The 19,115-nt window shown below is 45.8% G+C and carries 16 protein-coding genes; 7 read left to right on the forward strand and 9 right to left on the reverse strand.

Annotated elements, in window-relative coordinates:
- Positions 1–52: 52 nt before the first annotated feature.
- From cmk to OO778_RS05835, 7 genes are all read left to right on the forward strand, one after another.
- Positions 53–733, forward strand: coding sequence for a (d)CMP kinase (gene cmk / locus OO778_RS05805; RefSeq protein ID WP_005397113.1), 681 nt, complete (start codon positions 53–55; stop codon positions 731–733).
- A gap of 110 nt (positions 734–843) precedes the next feature.
- On the forward strand, positions 844–2,514 hold the full coding sequence (rpsA, locus tag OO778_RS05810; RefSeq protein WP_005385817.1) for a 30S ribosomal protein S1: 1,671 nt from the start codon (positions 844–846) through the stop codon (positions 2,512–2,514).
- A 213-nt stretch (positions 2,515–2,727) separates the two neighbouring features.
- Entirely contained in the window at positions 2,728–3,009 is a 282-nt protein-coding gene (gene ihfB / locus OO778_RS05815; RefSeq protein ID WP_005385816.1) for an integration host factor subunit beta, read from the forward strand.
- A gap of 263 nt (positions 3,010–3,272) precedes the next feature.
- Positions 3,273–3,569, forward strand: a complete 297-nt coding sequence (locus OO778_RS05820) for a lipopolysaccharide assembly protein LapA domain-containing protein (protein ID WP_258586087.1) — start codon at positions 3,273–3,275, stop codon at positions 3,567–3,569.
- 18 nt (positions 3,570–3,587) lie between these two features.
- Positions 3,588–4,763: a lipopolysaccharide assembly protein LapB gene (gene lapB / locus OO778_RS05825; RefSeq protein WP_005376665.1), complete on the forward strand. Its 1,176-nt coding sequence runs from the start codon at positions 3,588–3,590 to the stop codon at positions 4,761–4,763.
- Between the two features lie 83 nt (positions 4,764–4,846).
- Complete coding sequence (gene pyrF, locus OO778_RS05830) at positions 4,847–5,548, forward strand: orotidine-5'-phosphate decarboxylase (protein ID WP_145473689.1); 702 nt, start codon at positions 4,847–4,849, stop codon at positions 5,546–5,548.
- Positions 5,549–6,045: 497 nt separating this feature from the next.
- On the forward strand, positions 6,046–7,884 hold the full coding sequence (locus tag OO778_RS05835; protein WP_005397104.1) for an extracellular solute-binding protein: 1,839 nt from the start codon (positions 6,046–6,048) through the stop codon (positions 7,882–7,884).
- A gap of 65 nt (positions 7,885–7,949) precedes the next feature.
- Here OO778_RS05835 and OO778_RS05840 read toward each other — a convergent pair whose 3' ends face one another.
- From OO778_RS05840 to dsrO, 9 genes are all read right to left on the reverse strand, one after another.
- Positions 7,950–8,189, reverse strand: coding sequence for a hypothetical protein (locus tag OO778_RS05840; RefSeq protein ID WP_005397103.1), 240 nt, complete (start codon positions 8,187–8,189; stop codon positions 7,950–7,952).
- A gap of 208 nt (positions 8,190–8,397) precedes the next feature.
- The gene (locus OO778_RS05845) at positions 8,398–8,976 is read right to left on the reverse strand and encodes an ABC-type transport auxiliary lipoprotein family protein (protein ID WP_047010031.1); all 579 of its coding nucleotides are present in this window, start codon (positions 8,974–8,976) and stop codon (positions 8,398–8,400) included.
- Positions 8,976–10,622: an intermembrane transport protein PqiB gene (gene pqiB, locus OO778_RS05850; RefSeq protein ID WP_264910973.1), complete on the reverse strand. Its 1,647-nt coding sequence runs from the start codon at positions 10,620–10,622 to the stop codon at positions 8,976–8,978. Before pqiB ends, OO778_RS05845 begins: the two co-directional genes overlap by 1 nt.
- Positions 10,615–11,946, reverse strand: coding sequence for a paraquat-inducible protein A (locus OO778_RS05855; protein WP_006742665.1), 1,332 nt, complete (start codon positions 11,944–11,946; stop codon positions 10,615–10,617). The genes pqiB and OO778_RS05855 overlap by 8 nt, the downstream gene beginning before the upstream one ends.
- A gap of 304 nt (positions 11,947–12,250) precedes the next feature.
- On the reverse strand, positions 12,251–13,303 hold the full coding sequence (locus OO778_RS05860; protein ID WP_264910975.1) for a c-type cytochrome: 1,053 nt from the start codon (positions 13,301–13,303) through the stop codon (positions 12,251–12,253).
- Positions 13,304–13,311: 8 nt separating this feature from the next.
- On the reverse strand, positions 13,312–13,923 hold the full coding sequence (locus OO778_RS05865; RefSeq protein WP_012841600.1) for a c-type cytochrome: 612 nt from the start codon (positions 13,921–13,923) through the stop codon (positions 13,312–13,314).
- A 160-nt stretch (positions 13,924–14,083) separates the two neighbouring features.
- Positions 14,084–17,176, reverse strand: a complete 3,093-nt coding sequence (locus OO778_RS05870; RefSeq protein WP_264910978.1) for a tetrathionate reductase subunit A — start codon at positions 17,174–17,176, stop codon at positions 14,084–14,086.
- Between the two features lie 17 nt (positions 17,177–17,193).
- Positions 17,194–18,324, reverse strand: a complete 1,131-nt coding sequence (gene nrfD / locus OO778_RS05875; RefSeq protein WP_264910979.1) for an NrfD/PsrC family molybdoenzyme membrane anchor subunit — start codon at positions 18,322–18,324, stop codon at positions 17,194–17,196.
- Positions 18,321–19,088, reverse strand: a complete 768-nt coding sequence (gene dsrO / locus OO778_RS05880) for a sulfate reduction electron transfer complex DsrMKJOP subunit DsrO (protein WP_264910980.1) — start codon at positions 19,086–19,088, stop codon at positions 18,321–18,323. Before dsrO ends, nrfD begins: the two co-directional genes overlap by 4 nt.
- Positions 19,089–19,115 lie beyond the last annotated feature (27 nt).

Here is a 19,115-nt window from a genome sequence, read left to right on the forward strand (position 1 = left end):
CGCCTCGAAAACCGAGCAAATTGCTGAAAAGAAACTATAGGTGGAGAAGAACATGTCCTCTCAAACTCCGGTTGTAACCGTAGATGGACCTAGTGGTGCAGGTAAAGGCACTTTATGTATGTTGCTGGCGAAAAAGTTGGGTTTCCAACTCTTAGATTCTGGCGCAATTTATCGTGTACTTGCACTCGCTGCGATTCACCACGGTGTCGACACAGAGTCAGAAGACGCACTTGTCCCACTGGCAACACACCTAGACGTTCAATTTATCGCAGAGGGCGACTTAGTTAAGGTCGTTCTAGAAGGCGAAGATGTGTCAGGGGAGCTTCGCAAAGAAGAAACGGGTATGGCAGCATCTAAAGTTGCGGCTCTGCCACGTGTTCGTGAAGCATTATTACGTCGTCAGCGTGCATTTGAGGCCGCTCCGGGCCTAGTGGCTGATGGTCGTGATATGGGCACAATTGTATTCCCAAGTGCACAAGCGAAAATCTTCCTTGATGCGAGCGCAGAAGAGCGTGCAAATCGACGCCTTAAACAGTTGCAAGAGAAAGGGTTAGATGTTAAATTTGCTGACCTTTTAAGCGAGATCCAAGAGCGTGACGACCGAGATCGTAACCGCCCAGTGGCGCCATTACGCCCTGCTGAGGATGCGCTTGTGCTAGATTCTACGTCGATGACTATCGACGAAGTAGTAGAAAAGGCACTACAATATATCGAATCGAAGCTAGCTGAGTAATGATACTCGGCTAGACTAAGAGCGTTGGTCGCAAGGATGATGACTGGCGAATTTAATAACCCCATGCGGTAGGATACCCGTGGAAGTTTAATTTATTGAAGATTAACTAAATGACTGAATCTTTTGCTCAACTCTTTGAAGAGTTTCTAAACGAAACAGAATTCCAACAAGGCAGCATCGTTAAAGGTACTGTAGTAGCTATCGAGAACGGTTTCGTTCTTGTTGACGCTGGTCTTAAGTCTGAATCTGCTATCCCTGCTGAACAGTTCAAGAACGCTGCTGGCGAACTTGAAGTTGAAGTTGGCGCTGAAGTAGACGTAGCTCTAGACGCTGTTGAAGATGGTTTCGGTGAAACTCAACTTTCTCGTGAGAAAGCTAAGCGTCACGAAGCTTGGATCGTACTTGAGAAAGCTTACGAAGAAGCTGAAACTGTTGTTGGTATCATCAACGGTAAAGTTAAAGGCGGTTTCACTGTTGAACTAAACGGTATCCGTGCTTTCCTTCCTGGCTCTCTAGTAGACGTACGTCCAATCCGCGACACTGCTCACCTAGAAAACAAAGAGCTAGAGTTCAAAGTTATCAAACTTGACCAAAAACGTAACAACGTAGTTGTTTCACGTCGTGCTGTTATCGAATCTGAAAACAGCGTTGAGCGTGACGAGCTTCTAGAAACTCTACAAGAAGGTTCTGAAGTTAAAGGTATCGTTAAGAACCTTACTGACTACGGTGCGTTCGTTGACCTAGGTGGCGTTGACGGTCTTCTACATATCACTGATATGGCTTGGAAGCGCGTTAAGCACCCATCTGAAATCGTTAACGTTGGTGACGAGATCCAAGTTAAAGTTCTTAAGTTCGACCGTGAGCGTACTCGCGTATCACTAGGTCTTAAGCAACTAGGCGAAGATCCATGGGTAGCAATCGCTAAGCGTTACCCAGAAGGTCACAAACTAACTGGTCGCGTAACTAACCTAACTGACTACGGCTGCTTCGTTGAAATCGAAGAGGGCGTTGAAGGTCTAGTTCACGTTTCAGAAATGGATTGGACTAACAAGAACATCCACCCTTCTAAAGTTGTTAATGTTGGCGACGAAGTTGAGGTTATGGTTCTTGAAATCGACGAAGAACGTCGTCGTATCTCTCTAGGTCTGAAACAGTGTAAAGCTAACCCATGGCAGTCATTCGCTGAAGCACAAGCTAAAGGCGACAAAGTTACTGGTAAGATCAAGTCTATCACTGACTTCGGTATCTTCATCGGTCTAGAAGGCGGCATCGACGGTCTAGTTCACCTATCTGACATTTCTTGGAATGTTGCTGGCGAAGAAGCTGTACGTGAGTACAAGAAAGGCGACGAGATCTCTGCAGTTGTTCTAGCAGTAGACGCTGAGCGTGAGCGCATCTCTCTAGGCATCAAGCAAATGGAAAACGACCCATTCAATGCTTACGTTGCTGACAACAAGAAAGGTGTTCTAGTTAACGCTACTGTAACTGCTGTTGACGCTAAAGGCGCTACTGTTGAAATCGCAGAAGGCGTTGAAGGTTACATCCGTGCTTCTGAAGTATCTCGCGATCGCGTAGAAGATGCTTCTCTAATCCTAAGCGCTGGTGATGTTGTTGAAGCGAAGTTCACAGGTGTAGACCGTAAGAACCGCGTAATCAACCTATCTATCAAAGCTAAAGACGAAGCTGACGAGCAAGAAGCAATGGCATCTATCAACAAGCAAGATGACAATGCATTCGGTAACGCAATGGCTGACGCTTTCAAAGCTGCTAAAGGCGAATAATATACTCGCTTAAGCAAAAAAGGAGCCGCAAGGCTCCTTTTTTATATTTGAGCATATTTAAGTAGTAATACTAATGACGGTAAACTATCTTAATAAAAGGCATTTCTTCATTGCGCATTTTGCATAAAATTTGTCTAGAATTGTCAGCAAGTGTTTGTTGGAATTAGTATTACTTACTATAATAAGTGATAAAGATACTCAAAGAGGGCAACTATGACTAAGTCTGAACTGATTGAAAGACTCTGCGCTGAGCAAACACACTTATCAGCGAAAGAGGTAGAGGATGCTGTAAAAGATATTTTAGAGCACATGGCCTCTACGCTAGAGAGCGGTGACCGTATCGAGATCCGTGGCTTTGGTAGTTTTTCTCTTCATTACCGCGAGCCTCGCGTAGGTCGTAACCCTAAAACGGGCGATAAAGTGGAATTGGAAGGTAAATACGTTCCACATTTCAAACCTGGTAAAGAGCTTCGTGAGCGTGTAAATATTGGCTAACGCACTCTTATTAGTTTGAAAAAAGCGGCATACGTTTGTGTATGCCGCTTTTTTGTAATGTGTCCAAGCAGTTTACGAAGCGAGCTGTTGATTCTGGCTGTTTTCTTTGCAGCTTTCTACACCCAAGTAACTTTAACTTCTAGGCGTATCTACAAACTAAGCATCTTGAGGTTACTTGGGTATAGATTATTGCTAATATACGTAGTCTGAAGAAGCATTTTCCTGCATAATCTTACCGACTTACTCCTAGAAGGGTGATGTAAATGAAAATTATAAAAATCGTTGCTGTTTTAGCTCTCTTTTTAATTGCATTGGCGTTAGGTTCCCAAAACCAAGAGCTCGTGACTTTTAACTATCTTCTAGCCAAAGGAGAGTTCCACTTATCTACACTATTAGGTGTGGTATTTGTTGTTGGCTTTGCTTTAGCGTGGGTTATCTTTGGTAGTATCCAGCTGAAAACTCAGCTACAAGTTCGTCGTTTAAAGAAAAAACTGAAAAAGTACGAACCTACAGATGCAAAAAAACCTGCTGATAAGCCAGCCATCGAAAAACAGGCATAAGGATAAGGCTTAACTTTAATGCTTGAACTACTCTTCTTGTTATTGCCTATAGCTGCTGCGTATGGCTGGTATATGGGGCATCGCAGCGCTCAGCAAGACAAGCAGAAGCAATCTCATCAAATCTCTCGTCAGTATATGACGGGTCTTAATCTGCTGCTCTCTGACCAATCAGATAAGGCTGTTGATCACTTTATTGAATTGCTCCAAGTTGATAACGAGACAATCGATACTCACCTTGCGTTGGGTAATTTGTTCCGGTCTCGTGGCGAAGTCGACCGCGCAATCCGAATTCACCAAAATCTCATTTCTCGCTCTGGCTTAACACTGGATCAAAAGAATCTTGCACTTCAACAGTTGGCGAAAGATTACATGGTCTCTGGTTTTCTCGATCGTGCAGAGAAAATCTTCGAACAGTTAGTCGAAGAGCCAGATTACAAAGAAGCGGCCCTTCAGCAATTGGTAACCATTTACCAACAAACGCGTGAATGGGAAAAAGCAATTTATTACGCCAATCAATTGGCTAAGTTGGGTAATAAACGCTCCAGAATGCGTGCGAATATTGCTCATTTTTGGTGTGAAATTGCCATGCTCGACCAAGCCGATGGTAATACTAATAAGGCAATACAGCACTTTAAAAAAGCCCTAGCAGAAGACCCAAAGTGTGTTCGAGCGAGTATTGCTTTGGGACGAATTTATCTAGAGTCTGAAGATTATAAACACACGATAAAATACCTAACGGGTGTGCTTGAGCAAGACAAAGACTTTATCAGCGATGTCTTACCAACCATTGCAGAGTGCTACCATCATTTGGGCCAGGAAGATGAACTTGTAGAGTTTCTGCGAGCTTGTATTGATAAGAAAGCAGGCGTATCAGCCGAGTTAATGTTGGCTCAGTTGGTTGCTCACCACGAGAACGTAGGGGCTGCACAAGAGCTGCTGACCAAACAGCTGCTGAAAAATCCAACCATGAAGGGTTTTTATCGATTAATTGACTACCATATTGCTGAAGCAGAAGACGGGCGCGCGAAGGACAGTCTATCGACGCTACAAGCGATGGTGGGTGAACAGTTAAAAGTGAAACCACACTACCGATGCCGGAAGTGTGGGTTTTCTACTCATTCCCTTTATTGGCACTGCCCATCCTGTAAAGGGTGGGGGACGATCAAGCCAATCCGCGGATTGGATGGTGAATAATTTTAATGCAGCTGGCAGAATTTCTGTCCGCTGCATTTTTTTAACTTTTTATTTAATAAGAACCAAAATAGTTAGGAGATGAAATGATCGACCAAAAAGTTATTGTCGCACTGGATTATGATAACCAAGCAGACGCACTTGCGTTTGTAGATAGAATTGATCCTGCGTCATGTCGCCTAAAAGTTGGCAAGGAAATGTTTACGCTATTTGGTCCTGATTTCGTACGTGAACTCCACAAACGTGGTTTTTCAGTCTTCCTGGATTTGAAATTTCACGATATTCCAAATACGTGTTCTAAGGCGGTCCGCGCAGCCGCAGAATTAGGGGTTTGGATGGTGAATGTGCATGCGAGCGGTGGGGAGCGCATGATGACGGCATCACGTGAAATTCTTGAGCCATACGGTAAAGATCGCCCACTTCTGATTGGAGTAACGGTACTAACCAGTATGGAACAAAGTGATTTAGCGGGTATTGGTTTGAACGTTGCGCCTCAGGATCAAGTTATTCGTCTGGCGACATTGACCAAAAACGCTGGTTTAGATGGTGTCGTATGTTCAGCTCAAGAGTCTTCATTGCTTAAGAGCGAACTTGGTCAAGACTTTAAGTTAGTTACACCAGGAATCCGACCTGCTGGCTCTGAGCAAGGTGACCAGCGCCGTATCATGACACCAGTAGAGGCTATTCAGTCAGGCTCTGACTATCTTGTTATTGGGCGTCCAATTACTCAAGCTGTGGATCCTGCTGCAGTGTTGAAATCGATCAATGATAGCTTGTCTAGTATGTAAGCACAGTCTTGTATTGTATAAAGAAAGGTGAGGCTGTGATGCCTCACCTTTTTTGTATCTAATAAAAATACCAACCGTAGTAAGCAACTGCTCATTTTTACCAGTTATATCTGCTCGCTTACTTGCTTGCTTTAATTGGTGTAGGGGGGATCTTATTCGGATAAAGGTTCTACGGTTTATTATGAGGAAAGTAGGGCTTGGTACTATATCGATCACACTTTTGTAACATAACTCACTGTGATGCATAGAAAATGCGACCATGTATTATTGATGACTTGCGTTACAAAAGCCTAAAGAATACTATGGCGAAGATGCATTCACTGCGTTGTAAGGTCTAGGATGACCTAGTGAAACTCTTTGAAATTAATATAGAAGCTGGCAGGAAGTCACTTCATATTACGCTCCTATTATTTCCTATCTGCGTATTTTCTATTTGCAGCTTTCACACGCCGTCTTCCTTGCTACGACCTTAATCGCAAACACAACAAGGAAGAAACATGACTAAAAAACTGCCATTTTCAGTACTTGCAACATTGACCGCTGCCAGTTTTCAACTGAGTGCGGCAGAGCTACCTGCTGATATAGAATGGATTTCAAATAACAATGAACCTCTGTTCGCCTCTGAAGAAGCGGTACGAGGTGGTACTTATCGTACTTACATTCAGAGCTTTCCTCAGACATTACGAAGTGTTGGTCCAGATGCGAACTCCGGCTTGCGCCAATATTTAATGGATGGTTCACCAAAGCTTGCTCAGCGTCATCCAAATACTGGTAAATGGATCCCCCAACTTGCTAAGTCATGGGCATTTGGAGAGGACAACAAAACCGTATTCTTTAAGCTTGATGAAACGGCCGAGTGGTCAGATGGTGAAAAAATTACGGCAGATGATTACGTCTTTATGATGAAGTACTACACGTCAAAAGACATTATCGACCCGTGGTACAACGACTTCTTCACGAACAGCGTTGTTGGTGTTGAAAAAATTGACGACTACACGATCAAAGTCAATCTTGCTGTAGCTCAAAGTCATGACTCGCTCATGGTTATGATTAACATGCCGAGTAATGGTTTTCAGCCTCGTCCGGAACACTTCTTTGAAGGAGAAAAGGACGCAAATAACGATGGCATGCCTGATAACTTTGTCAGAAAGTTCAACTTTAAATCTGAGCCAACTGCAGCGCCTTACTACATTGATAAAGTGAAGAAAGGTAAGAGCGTGACATTCAAACACGTCGGTGAAGATTGGTGGGGGTATAACAACCGCTACTATAAAAACCGCTACAACGTAGAAAAAGTCCGCATTAAGGTGATTCGCGATCCTGATATTGCCATGAAGCACTTTGAAAAAGGTAACTTAGATTACTTTGAGATGGTGCTACCAAGCTTTTGGCATGACAAAACCGATAGTGATGTGTACAAAAAAGGCTATATCCAAAAGTACTGGGGCTTTAACGAAGCACCACAAGGCGCTGGTGGCCTTTGGATGAACACCGCGATGCCGATGTTGGATAACCTAGAAGTGCGCAAAGGCGTTATGGCAGCCACTGACTATGACGGCATGATTGAAAATATCATGCGTGGAGATTATTCACGTAAACCACATGGACTCGGCTTTGGTCATGGCGAATACGATGATCCTAACAATACACCGCCTAAGTTTGATGCCGATGCGGCGGTTAAACATTTCGAAAAAGCGGGCTTTGACAAAGTTGGCGCAGATGGTATTCGTGTCAATGACAAGGGCCAACGCCTGAGCTTTGCTATCACCTATGGATACAACTCTTGGACACCGCGTATTGCGTACTTGAAAGAGCAAGCGAAACTTGCTGGTCTTGAGTTCACGTTAAACTTGGTTGATGGTTCATCTGCGTTTAAATACATTCTTGAGAAAAAGCATCAGTTAGCGTTCTTGAATATGGGTTCTGGTGAGATTCCTGCGTATTGGGAATACCTGCACTCTGATAATGCTAATCGACCACAAACGAATGCTCACACCAACTACAGCAGCCCTGAGTTGGACAAGTTGATTGAAGCTTATGACTCTGAGTTTGATCAGGAGAAGCGTTACGATTTATCGCATCAAATCCAAAACTATGTCAGCAAAGCGAATATCATCGTTCCTGGATACATGGTGCCTTATTCTCGAGTTGCGCATTGGCGCTGGGTTAAAATTCCTAAAGATGGCATGACAAAAGCGACAGAATGGGTGCTTCATCCAATGGATATTGGTAATTTCTGGATCGATAGCAAAGTAAAAGAAGAGACTGAGGAAGCGATGGACGAGGGTAAAACCTTCCCAGAGACAACGGTCATTGATGATCGCTACAAGTTGTAACTCCACAACTTAGCGGCGATAAAAATGAAAGCCCCGGTAATTAAGTTACAGGGGCTTTTTTATTTTTACTTAACTAAGTAGGACGCTTCTAAAAGGTAGGTTTTCACATCACCAAGCAAAGAGAAGGCCTTGTCGATGGTTTTAAATCGCTCATCAAGTGAGTCACTAGATATAAGTTGGCTGAACGTTTTTACCGAGAAAGCTTCGTTTGCTTTAAAGAACTGATGCACATTTTCAAGTTGAACTTTATGAATATGCTCCACCTTATTTAGGGCGGTGGTTAAATCGGAAATGTTAATCGACATTGCTACTCAAGAACCTTATCAACAAGACCTCTACATAAGGTCATAGGATGGGGCTTTATATTTTGCCGTAGAGTAGCACCAAAGAACGGATTGCAGTCTGACTAAGATCAATTTGTCTCGCTTGATTATCTACATCTATTTCGATCGAAAAAACTTCTTGCAGCACAAAAAAGGGAAGCAACTTGCTTCCCTGTAATTAACATCGATCTTAGATTTTTTTGGCAATCTCCGAAGTCATTTCTTCCAACCCGACGGACAGTGCGTCGACAAGTGCTCCATAGCCTTCGTCCTGTAGAGGCTGAGAGATTTGTATTGGTGCACTGTTTTCTACCTTACCTTCAGCATTGATGAGTAACCATTCCCCCTCAATTTCGATATTGCCTTTGTAGCTACCATTAAATTTATTTAACGTAAGCTGTAGTTTGGCTTCACCATTTTGATCCAACAGGTTGTTCATTTCAGTCGGCCAGTAATGAGTCTGTTTGTGGCGTAGTTCTGTGACGACTCTCTGAGTGATTTGCTCGGAAATACTATGCGCCCATTGATTGTTTCTTGCCTGGATAACTTGAGTCTCAGAGGTTCGGTAAACGATACCACTGTCGTTTAAATAACTTGCCAGTTTTACTGGACGAACAACTAAAGTAGGGCGCTGTGAGATATCAGAAGAGCTCAGCGTCACTGGTTCCGCCTTAGGTAGAAGGTACAAAGCCCCTTTAGTTTCTGGAGCGCTACTGCAACCCGTTAGACCGACAAATAGAGCGATAGACAAAAAGAATACTCGTTTCATTAGTTTTGGCCTTTAACTGGGATTGGGTCACTGATTTCATCTTCTCCAAACACGAGAGAGTTTGGCTTTTCGTTTAGCTGTTTAAGTACGGGTTTAAACTCTGTCATCACGCTTTCTAGTTCTTTGAGCGTGGCTTCCATTTCATTGTACATGGTTGAGTTTGGTCCATAACTATCGAGTGTTTTTTGCAACTGCTGCAAGCTTTGGCGAATATCTGTTGGGATCTCTTGCGTCTCTTTTTGATTTAAAAGTTTATCAATACTGTCCGCGACACGTTCTGCTGACGCCAACGTCTTTTCCGACGTTTTTAACGTTGAATTGAGAGAGTTAAGCGTTTCTTCCATTGGTAAGCTATTAATCTTATTTAGGAAGTCATTGACTTGGCGCTGGACTTGGGCAAAACCACCACGCATGGTTGGGAAAACATCTAAACCTTCAAATTCACTTGGAACGTACTGATCATCATTAGGGTAAAAGTCTGCATCAATATAAAGCGCACCAGTTAACAAGTTACCAGTCTTTAAGGTGCCACGGAGACCGCGAGCAAACTCTTCCTTCAACTTTTCTTTGAACATAGATAAAGATTGGGATTCTAAATCTCCGTACACTCGACCGAGCTCAACGCGCACCAAAACTGGAATTTTTTTCGCAGAGAAGTTTTCTTCTGGTGTTGGTAAACGCATCGGTACTCTCGTCACGGTACCGATACGAAGACCGCGGTACTCAACAGGCGCATTCGCTTTTAAGCCACGTACAGATTCATCAAATAACATGACGAACTCAATGTAGTCATCGTACATACCCTCTCTCAGCTGCTTAATATCATCGTACAAGCGGAAATTAACCATGTCTTCTGTGAGTTGTTCACCGGACTCAAGACCTGGAACGGTATCGAAGGTAACGCCACCCGTTAGCATGCTCTCTAGCGAGCCAAACTTAACTTCAAACCCTTCGGCATTGAGCTGTAAATCAACACCAGAATTCAGCCAAAACTTAGTACGAGTGCGCACTAAGCTGTCATAAGGTTTGAAAATAAAGAGTTGATACAGCGCCTTGCGAGTATCAACATCAAAGCTGGTTTTCTCTACACGACCAACGGTAAAGCCTTTATAAATAACCGGGTCACCAACACCTAGTTTGCCAGCTTCGCGGTGCGTTAATACAAGACGCAGGCCTTCTGCATCAGGAGAAGCGACCGGTGGCACATCTAATACCGTAAAGTGCTCCTTTTCTACTTTAGATTTACCCGGCTGAAGTTGGATATAAGCGCCAGACAGCAAGGTCTCTAAACCTGAAACACCATCACGGCCAATACGAGGCTTCACCACCCAGAACATGGTGTCATCTCGCAGCATGCGCTTCGCGTCTTTATTCATCTGAGCCTTAGCGATGATGTGATCGTAGTTTTCACTGAGAGTGACTTCGGTAATCAGACCGACTTTAACATTCAGTGCTCGGATCTCGGTTTTACCAACCTCAATCCCATCTGCGGTTGGCAGTTGGAGAGTAATTTGTGGGCCTGTACTGTTGATGTATTGGAACAGCATCCACGCTCCCATGGCTAGCGCAAGGATCGGTACAATCCAGATCGCAGAAATCTGCTTTTGCGGTTTTATTTGAGCGGTTACGTTGTTCTCATCACTCATATTTGGCTTTCTCGTTTAAGTTGTCAGAAATCGGCTCCTGCACTTCGTTTTGTGGCAACTGCCACAACAAACGTGAGTCAAATATCATTGCAGAAAGCATAGTGAAAATGACCACTGCCGCGAAAGAGAGCGCAGCAGGGCCTGGATAAATCGCCATCAAGTTTTGCAACTGAACCAGTGCAACTAAGATGGCAACGACAAAGATATCGATCATAGACCAACGACCAATAAACTCAGTTAAGCGGTATATCTTTAAGCGTGAAATACTTTCTTCAGGAGGAAGATATCGCGCTTTTTGCGCATTGTAATACAGCCACGCGAGTGCCAGCATTTTCGCCATTGGAATGAATACGCTAGCAAAGAAAATTACCATCGCAATAGGGTAAGAACCTAAATGCCAAAGCAGTATTACCCCTTCCATGATAGTCGAGCCTTCTGAATGTCCAAGGCTTACGGTATACATCATTGGATAAAGATTCGCGGGGATATAGAAAATGACTGACGCAAACAAAAGCGCCCAAGCTTTTTGTAAATTATCTGCTGGGTTGTATTTATGAATAGGGCTTTTACAACGAATGCAGTATTGGTGCTTTTTCGCTTCAATTGGGTTGAGTTGGTGACACGTATGGCAACCAATATGGTTGTGGTTATGGTGCGTATCGCCCTCATTTACATCGGGCAGCACGATGGCTGGAATGAAGTGTCCCCAGAGCCAGCTTTTGTCAACCATAGAAATACATTTGACTACCAGCACGGTATAAACGCAGAACGCCCAGAATGAAGTCCCCATTCCAATGTCTGCCAGAGAAGCGATTTTAATTAAGCTGACTAATACGCCAATCAAGAATACATCGACCATCAGCCAGGGTTCGACTCGAAACAGAAGGCGACATAAAACTTTCGCCATTCGTTGCTGTTTTTTGGATGGCGTATGTTTACGCGCTTTTAATGCTTCGAGATGAAGAAAGAGAATGAGACCGACATAGATAGCAGGCAATACGACGACCGTTGCGAGAAGCAACACACCTAAAAGTACATTTTGAAATTCAGCCAGCATTTTGGCCGCATGCAATAAGGTGATTTCTTGCGATAGCCCTTGCACACTGAACGACATAAAAGGGAAAGAAATGCTTAACACCAACATGATCAAACATGCCGATGAAATGGCGATCACGCTTTGATAGGGTTTAGCATTCACTTTTGTCAGAGAATGCGCGCATCGAGGACATTGAGCTTTTTGCCCTTGATCGATATCGGGAATACGAACAACAAGGCCGCACTCTTCGCATGAAATTAACTGACGGGAATTAGGTTGAATACTCATCGGGTAGGTTTTGGATTCATTTGTCCTAAGAATACTCTTTTTTCATTAGGCACGCTTGTTTTGATTCAGGAGTTTACGAGTTTCTTACTTTTGGCATCATAGTATATGGAAGCTCTAAGATATAAACAAAGTCGCGTTTGGCGCATTATTTTACTGCGAAGATTGGTATGTTGGAAGCCGAAAACTACTTAACGTTGCTGGTTTGGAGGGGGGCAGTGATTGCTTCAGGAGAGTAAAACAACCCTGCCCAGAGAGCCTGAGCAGGGAGGTGGGAGCACTGGTATTTAAGGTGCTTAGTTGTACTTTACTTGACCGTTCCGCTCTTAAAGGCATTGGAGCCGACTTGCGTACCGTTGAGCGTTTTGCCGTAATAGCCTTGGTGCTGGTGATATTTCTCCGCGTTTGCGGTGACATTGCCTTTGAATCGAGGATCTTGTGGACGCTCATGGCTGTTGACGTATGCTGCGACATCCCAAGCTTCTTGCTCTGTCAGCTGTACACTTTTACCAAGCGGCATGTTTTCGTAAATAAAATAGGCCGCTGTGTTAATCCGGTGCATACCTGCGCCCCAGTTATACGCATATTCGCCCCAAAGTGGTGGAATGTATGAATGGTCGTTGGTGTCTTTGATGCCTGAACCGTCGGCGCGATGGCAAGTTTCACAGTTCTTTTCGTAGACCAATGCGCCTCGCTCTATTGATGGTTCTTGCTCAGGGGCGGCGATTTTTGGGTAGCCACGTCCAGAGAGATTACCTCGTTCTTCAATTGGTAATGCTTGCGCGATGGCTTCGGGCAGCGGGAAGTCTTTTGCTTTTCCACCAACTTGCAACGCTTTTGCGTCTAGCTCCGGAATTGGTTCATCCGTCATACCATGTTTGTCGAGCAAGCCGCCCATCGCCAACCAGTAGGCGTAAGCACTAAGGGCAACAATTTCTGGCGAATCGTAAGCGGGCGCTTTACCGTTCATGGAATATTCGAAACAACCTTGAATACGGTCTGCGTAGCTGTTTACGCGATCGTTTTTCTTGCGATAAGCCGGGTAGGCCATGTAAGCCGCCCATAGAGGTGCTGCATTGGCTTTTCGTCCTGCTTCCATATGGCAATTCACACAGTTTTGTTCGTTGCCAACGTATTTTCCGCGCATTTGTTGCGAGTTAACAAATAGGGAATAACCACGTTTTACTTGCTCACCAAATTCGGTATTTGGAATGGTGCCTAGATCACGCGGTTTTAAGTATTCACCGTGATTCTCTTTTTTCACCGCGGGCAGTTCAGTTTGACGATCCGGCAGTGGCTCGTTGGCCAAAGTAGCAGCAGAGATGAGAGGCAATGCGAACAAAGAATAGAAACGTTTCATGACTGCTCCTAGTAACGTAATGAGGCAAAGTAGTAGGAAAGGTTTTCAATCTCTTCGTCAGTGAGATTTTTCGCGATAGTACCCATCATATTGAGCGGGTCACCACTGCGAGTGCCGTTTTTCCATGCCATCAATTGCGTTTTTAAGTAATCAGCATGTTGGCTTGCGAGGCGAGGAAATTTGTCGACGCCCATTCCGCTGGCTCCATGACAAGTCGCGCAAGCTGGAATGTTTCTATCCCAATCGCCTTGAAAGATCAGTTTACGATACGGGTTACGAATGTCGGCTTGGTCGCCGCGTTGCTCTGGGTTAGTGAACTCGTAGCTTGGAAGGTTAGCAAAGTAATCCATGACTTCTTTACGAACGGCAGGATCGCTAAGCTCTTTCGCCATGCCTTGCATGACTACGTTTTGGCGTTCACCACTAAGGAATAGTTCGATTTGAGTGTTGAGATAATTCGCGTTTAAACCAGCGATCATCGGAGCGATATTTGGCTGTCCCATACCATCTTGGCCGTGACAACCACTACACACGCTGGCTTTTTCCGGAATAGACGAGGCGCTTGCGCCCATAGTGGTGGCTAGCAAATAGGCTGTCACCACTGGAAGAATCTTTGACATGCTGACTCACTTTAATTCTTATTAATATGTCCAAGTGCTACTTGGTAGTCACTGGGACGATATTGTCGGCCTTGTCAATAAGGAAAGGTATTGTGGATTTCCACATATTTAGAGGATGTGAAGAGCTGCTAAATGGCAGCTCTTCAGGTTTGGTTGTCTACTAAGCTTTGCGGATTTTGGCTGGTAATGATTGACGAGCCGCGGCTCCTACCACCCAGTCTAACAACACGCCTTTCCCTTCTCGGGTTGGGTCAATTAATCCGATGTCGTTAATGTTGACACCATCTTGGCTGCGAGTTTTTACGGGTTGCTGTTTATCGCCGATCCAGTGCGAGCGTTGTCCTAGCTCGGTATGACCAAACCCATGTTCAAATCCGAGTGTGCCAGGGCGAATCCCGCTGACTATCATCGCAAGTGCTTTGGTGCTTGCAGATGGAGTCTCGATAACAAACTCATCACCCGTTTTAATGCCTGCGCGTTCGGCATCGATTGGATGGATGTACACTGGGTTTACGCCTTTTATCGAGTTCAACCTTGGCGATAGGTTGGATACCGCACTGTGAATGTTGGATTTAAAGTTAGTCAGGCTGAAAGGCCATTCTGAGCTTGGGAACTGGTCTTCCATTGATGTGCCGTCGGCCATTTTTTGTGGATGCCATGTTGGGCAACCGGTGTAGAAATCACCGGTCATGGTGTTTCTTGCGCTGCCGACACGTTCATTCCATATCGCAACTGGTCGTGTCCATTTGTGCTTCATTTGCTCACCTTGATACGCTTCGGTTGCATTTTCAAAGCGTCCACCGCGAGCAAAAATAAACGCCACACGTTTCATCTCATCCGCTGTCAGCGTCTTCTGCATGGCTGGCATTAAACGCTCTAGGCCGGACCACGCAATGTCTTCTGCCGAAACTTCAGGCACGCCGCCTTTCACATACGCCAAGTTTGCCGCGGAACGTAAGTAGAAATCTTCAGCGCTGTGGAGAGCGTGCCAATTCCCTTGCGCATCTTGAATCGCGTTGTCACCAAAGCCGCCTAGTTGCATTTTCTTGGCGACATCAATCAAAAAGTTTTCTAAGCAAATCGAACGACCATCGGCGGTTTTCTCTGTTCGCGCTTCCACAATCGGCCAGCGAGCGGTGACGGTTTTCACCGGAACATCGTGCCAAGGCGTTGCCATGCCCCAGCTTTCGTAAGTAACGGTGTCCGGCACAATGTAATCCGACAACGCGGTGGTTTCGTTAATGAACGCATCAACAGACACAATCAAACCGAGCTGCTTTGGATCTTTAAGCTTGTCTTCCAGCAGTGTTTTCAAACCGGGTACACCATACATCGGGTTCGCCATGTGGTTGATCCACGCTTTAACGCGATATGGATAACCATCAATAGCCGCAGATAGGTGTTCTGTCAGCAGTGGCGCTGCAAACGGATACCAAGGTGCGCGAGTTGGGTAAGGGGATTTTCCTGCCTCAACGCGACGTTTGTATTCGCTGGTTTTGTGGTATGGGAATTTACTGCGCGACAAAAAGACGCCTTTCGGGCCGACTTTGTCAGCAAATTTGGTGAAGTCGTAACGAGGACCCGCAGCGGAAGTTGGGTAGCCACCCGCTTTGGCCATCGCGCCGCCTTTCATGTTGATATTACCAATCAATGCATTGAGCATCATGATGGTAAACGAGTTATAGAACCCATTGGTGTGCATGTTGCCACCGTGGGTATCGACCACCGCTTTTGTGCCGTAGCTGGTGAAGCGTTTCGCTAGTTCTGCGATTTGCTCAACAGGGATCTCACATTGTTGGCTGTAGAACTCAAGACGGTATTTGAACGCCTCTTCTTTGAGCCTTTGTAGAGACGATTTTACTCGTACTTCGCCTGATGCAAGCGAAACCGTTTTATCGACAAACAGTGCCGCTTCTCCTGTCTGGGTATGCACACCAAATTCGCCGCTTTGATCCTCCACGATGACGTACGGGTCGGAATCAGACAACGCTTCGCCCTCGAATGGCAGATTCAGATCCGATGCGCGTAAAAACGTGCCGTTTCTCGGGTGCTGCTCATCGCTTATCACGAGATGTGTAGCATTACACCAGTGCGCGGTGCCGGCTCGTTTCATCGCGTTTGCTCCCGGCTGCGCCAAGAAGGTTTTGTTGTAGCGTTGGTTTTCGATGATCCATTGGATCATGCCAAGCACGAGGGCAGAGTCGGTGCCCGGTTTGATTGGTATCCAGCGGTTATTGTCACCTGCTGCCAAGCTCGATGAACCCGCTGGCAAACTTGGCGTGATGATGGTGTATTCCAAGCTACCTTCTGTTCGCGCATTGGCGAGTTGACGCGCCTGACGCTTAAAAGGGTTGCCAGCTTGAGCAGGCGACATACCAATAAAGATGATGTATTCGGCATTATCGAAGTCTGGTTTTAAATGGGCAAATTTATCCAAATCATTCATAAATGCGCCGCTGCCAGCACGAAATGCGTAGCCGCAGTAAGAGCCATGATGCCCAAAGTTTCGTGTACCATAGCTGTTGAACGCGAAGCGCTTGAAGATGTCGTCTCGGCCTTCGTTACCGGCGTTGGTCATTAACAGTTGGTTGGCTTTTGGGCCATATTCTGGGTTTTCAGGATCAACGGGCGTTGTTAAATCGCGAATGTCGCGCAAGCCATCAACATGGCCTTCACCAAATAAATCACCACCTTCAACGACTTCTTCTATCAATTGCTCGTAGCTGATCGGAATCCATTTTCCTTCGCCGCGTTTGCCAACTCGTTTCAGCGGTTGAGTGATGCGGTACGGACTGTTGCGAATTTCTAGCATCCCGTTTCCACGTGCGCAGGCGGTGGAGCGACCTTCAAGGCCCGCTTCTCCTGCCAAACTTAAATAAGCATCTTTGACTGGCGTTTCGAACGGAATGTGTTGCTGATGAGAGAGTGGGTGATATGGGTTGCCAGTAATACGCAAAATCTCGTCGTTGCGATTATCAATGCGTACACGCAACCCGCACAGTGACCAACAACCAAAGCACATGGATGGCGCAACGCGCTGATTTGGATTCGGGATCAGGTTGCCTTTGTTGTTGACCGTGTATTCTGGTTCAAGCGAGTTACCGTGGTGAATATCACGCGTTTTTTCTCCTGCAGTGCCTTCGAGCGCACCCTCGACCATGTGTTTGGTGGTGGTGGCGTAACCTGCAGCGAATGCGCCAAGCCCACCCACTGCAATGCCTGATTTCAAAAACTGACGGCGTTTGTTATCCATAATGAAATCCTCTTTGATTAGCGTTCAGTTAAGGTGAGTGATGATGCTTTTGCTTCTATATTTGGTTTTGGTTGAACCAGCTCTGATCCGAGCAATGCCAGTGCAAGCCATAATCCGAGCATGCCGATAATGCCTATCCAGCCATTTCCATCTATAGTGAGTTGGTATGGATACAGCCCTGCATCGAACTTGGCGATGGTTTGTACTTCCATGATGGTAAACCAGCGAATCAGCCATGCACTTGCCAACGTGATCAACGACAGACAAAACGTGCCCATGACACGATGCATACGAGACGTTGTTGACGATTTGGCGTTTCTCATCGTCATAAGCGCGAAGATGATGCTGCCTAAAATAACCAAAGTGAGCAGAGCTATATTTTGTATCCATTGCTCGCTGGAATAGAGCGAAAATGCGGAATTGTTGGATGCCCAAATGGGTAGGAGAATCAGCGTCAGAACGCCGCTCGTTACCACCGATTTTTTCAGTAAATTAGTATCGCCAGATGTCAGCGTCTTTGACTGACTAGGCAGCAAGAGCCAAATAAGCAGAGCGAAGCCGACTGCGCCCATAAAAGCAGTAACAAACCAAAGAATCGGTGACGCTGGTTGGTGCCACAACGAGCGCGATTTAACGACCGCAATTTCAGCGCCCGTGTAAACTGCAATAGTGATGCCTGATAGCACTGTGATGGCAGATACCATAAGCATGGCTCTACGAGAGAGCACCCACTCACCCAGTGATAGCTTTGAAATTAGAGGCAGTACTTTCCCTGGCTGATTACGTAAGTTGCTTAGATCCTGGCGGAGATACAGCCATGCAGTCACTACCGCTAAACCTGAGAAAACAGGCAAGAAAAGCGACCCTAAAGACATCCATGACCACGGCGTGATGTGCGCGTAAAAATGCCATGCGCGTCCCGGCTGGTGAAGGTCGCCAGTTAACGCCAACGGGCCTACGATAGCGCCGATGGCCATCGTTAGCACCAGCACGGCGCGTAACCGATGACTGGTGTGTTGCTCAAATAACAGTGCGATTAGGAACAAAATAGCGGCAGCGTAAGCAGAACCGATGTAAAAAAAGTACTGCACCGCCCACGGGAGCCAAGCCATCGCTTGAGGTTGGACTAACACTTCGGTGATGTTCATGCGCGATCTCCTTGTGGGTCGTAAATAGCTGGCTGCCCGTCGATGTGGCTGGTGAAGCGTTCATCCATGCCGATGTAAAACACGTGTGGCTTGCTCTTTTCATCGGGCTTTAGCACTTTGATGTTGTCTTGGTGCTTCGTAATTAAGCGGCGGACTTCACTTGATGGATCATTCAAATCACCAATCACGCGAGCGCCGCCCACGCAAGTTTCCACACAAGCGGGTAACAAACCTTGTTCTAAGCGGTGTGCACAGAAGGTGCATTTGTCAGCGGTGAGCGTGTCTTCATTGATAAAACGTGCATCATAAGGGCAGGCTTGTACACAATACGCACACGCTACGCAGCGACTGTTATCCACCATAACGATGCCATCTTCTCGCTGAAAGGTTGCTTGAACGGGACAAACGGCTACGCACGGCGGGTTATCGCAGTGATTACAAAGCCGAGGCAGCATAAAGGCCTTTGCTTCTTGTGTGGTTGTGGAACCGTCATTGAGCGTGACTTCGTATTGTTTCACTGTGGTTCGAAACTGACCGATTGGCGCTTGGTTTTCAATACTGCAACCTACGGTGCACGCTTGGCAGCCGACGCATTTACGTAAATCGATCACCATGGCGTAACGTTTTCCGACTTGTCCTTTTCGGTCGGCGGATTGATTGTTGCGAATAACATTGCCCGCGGTTGCGGTGCCAATACCTGCAATGGGGATCAACGCGGCACCCGCTGTAATGACGCTAAGAAAGCGACGTTTGGTGGAATCCATAACTCACCTGCTGTTAGTTGAATTTGA

This window comes from Vibrio sp. STUT-A16, from assembly GCF_026000495.1.
GTDB classification, from domain to species: domain Bacteria; phylum Pseudomonadota; class Gammaproteobacteria; order Enterobacterales; family Vibrionaceae; genus Vibrio; species Vibrio diabolicus.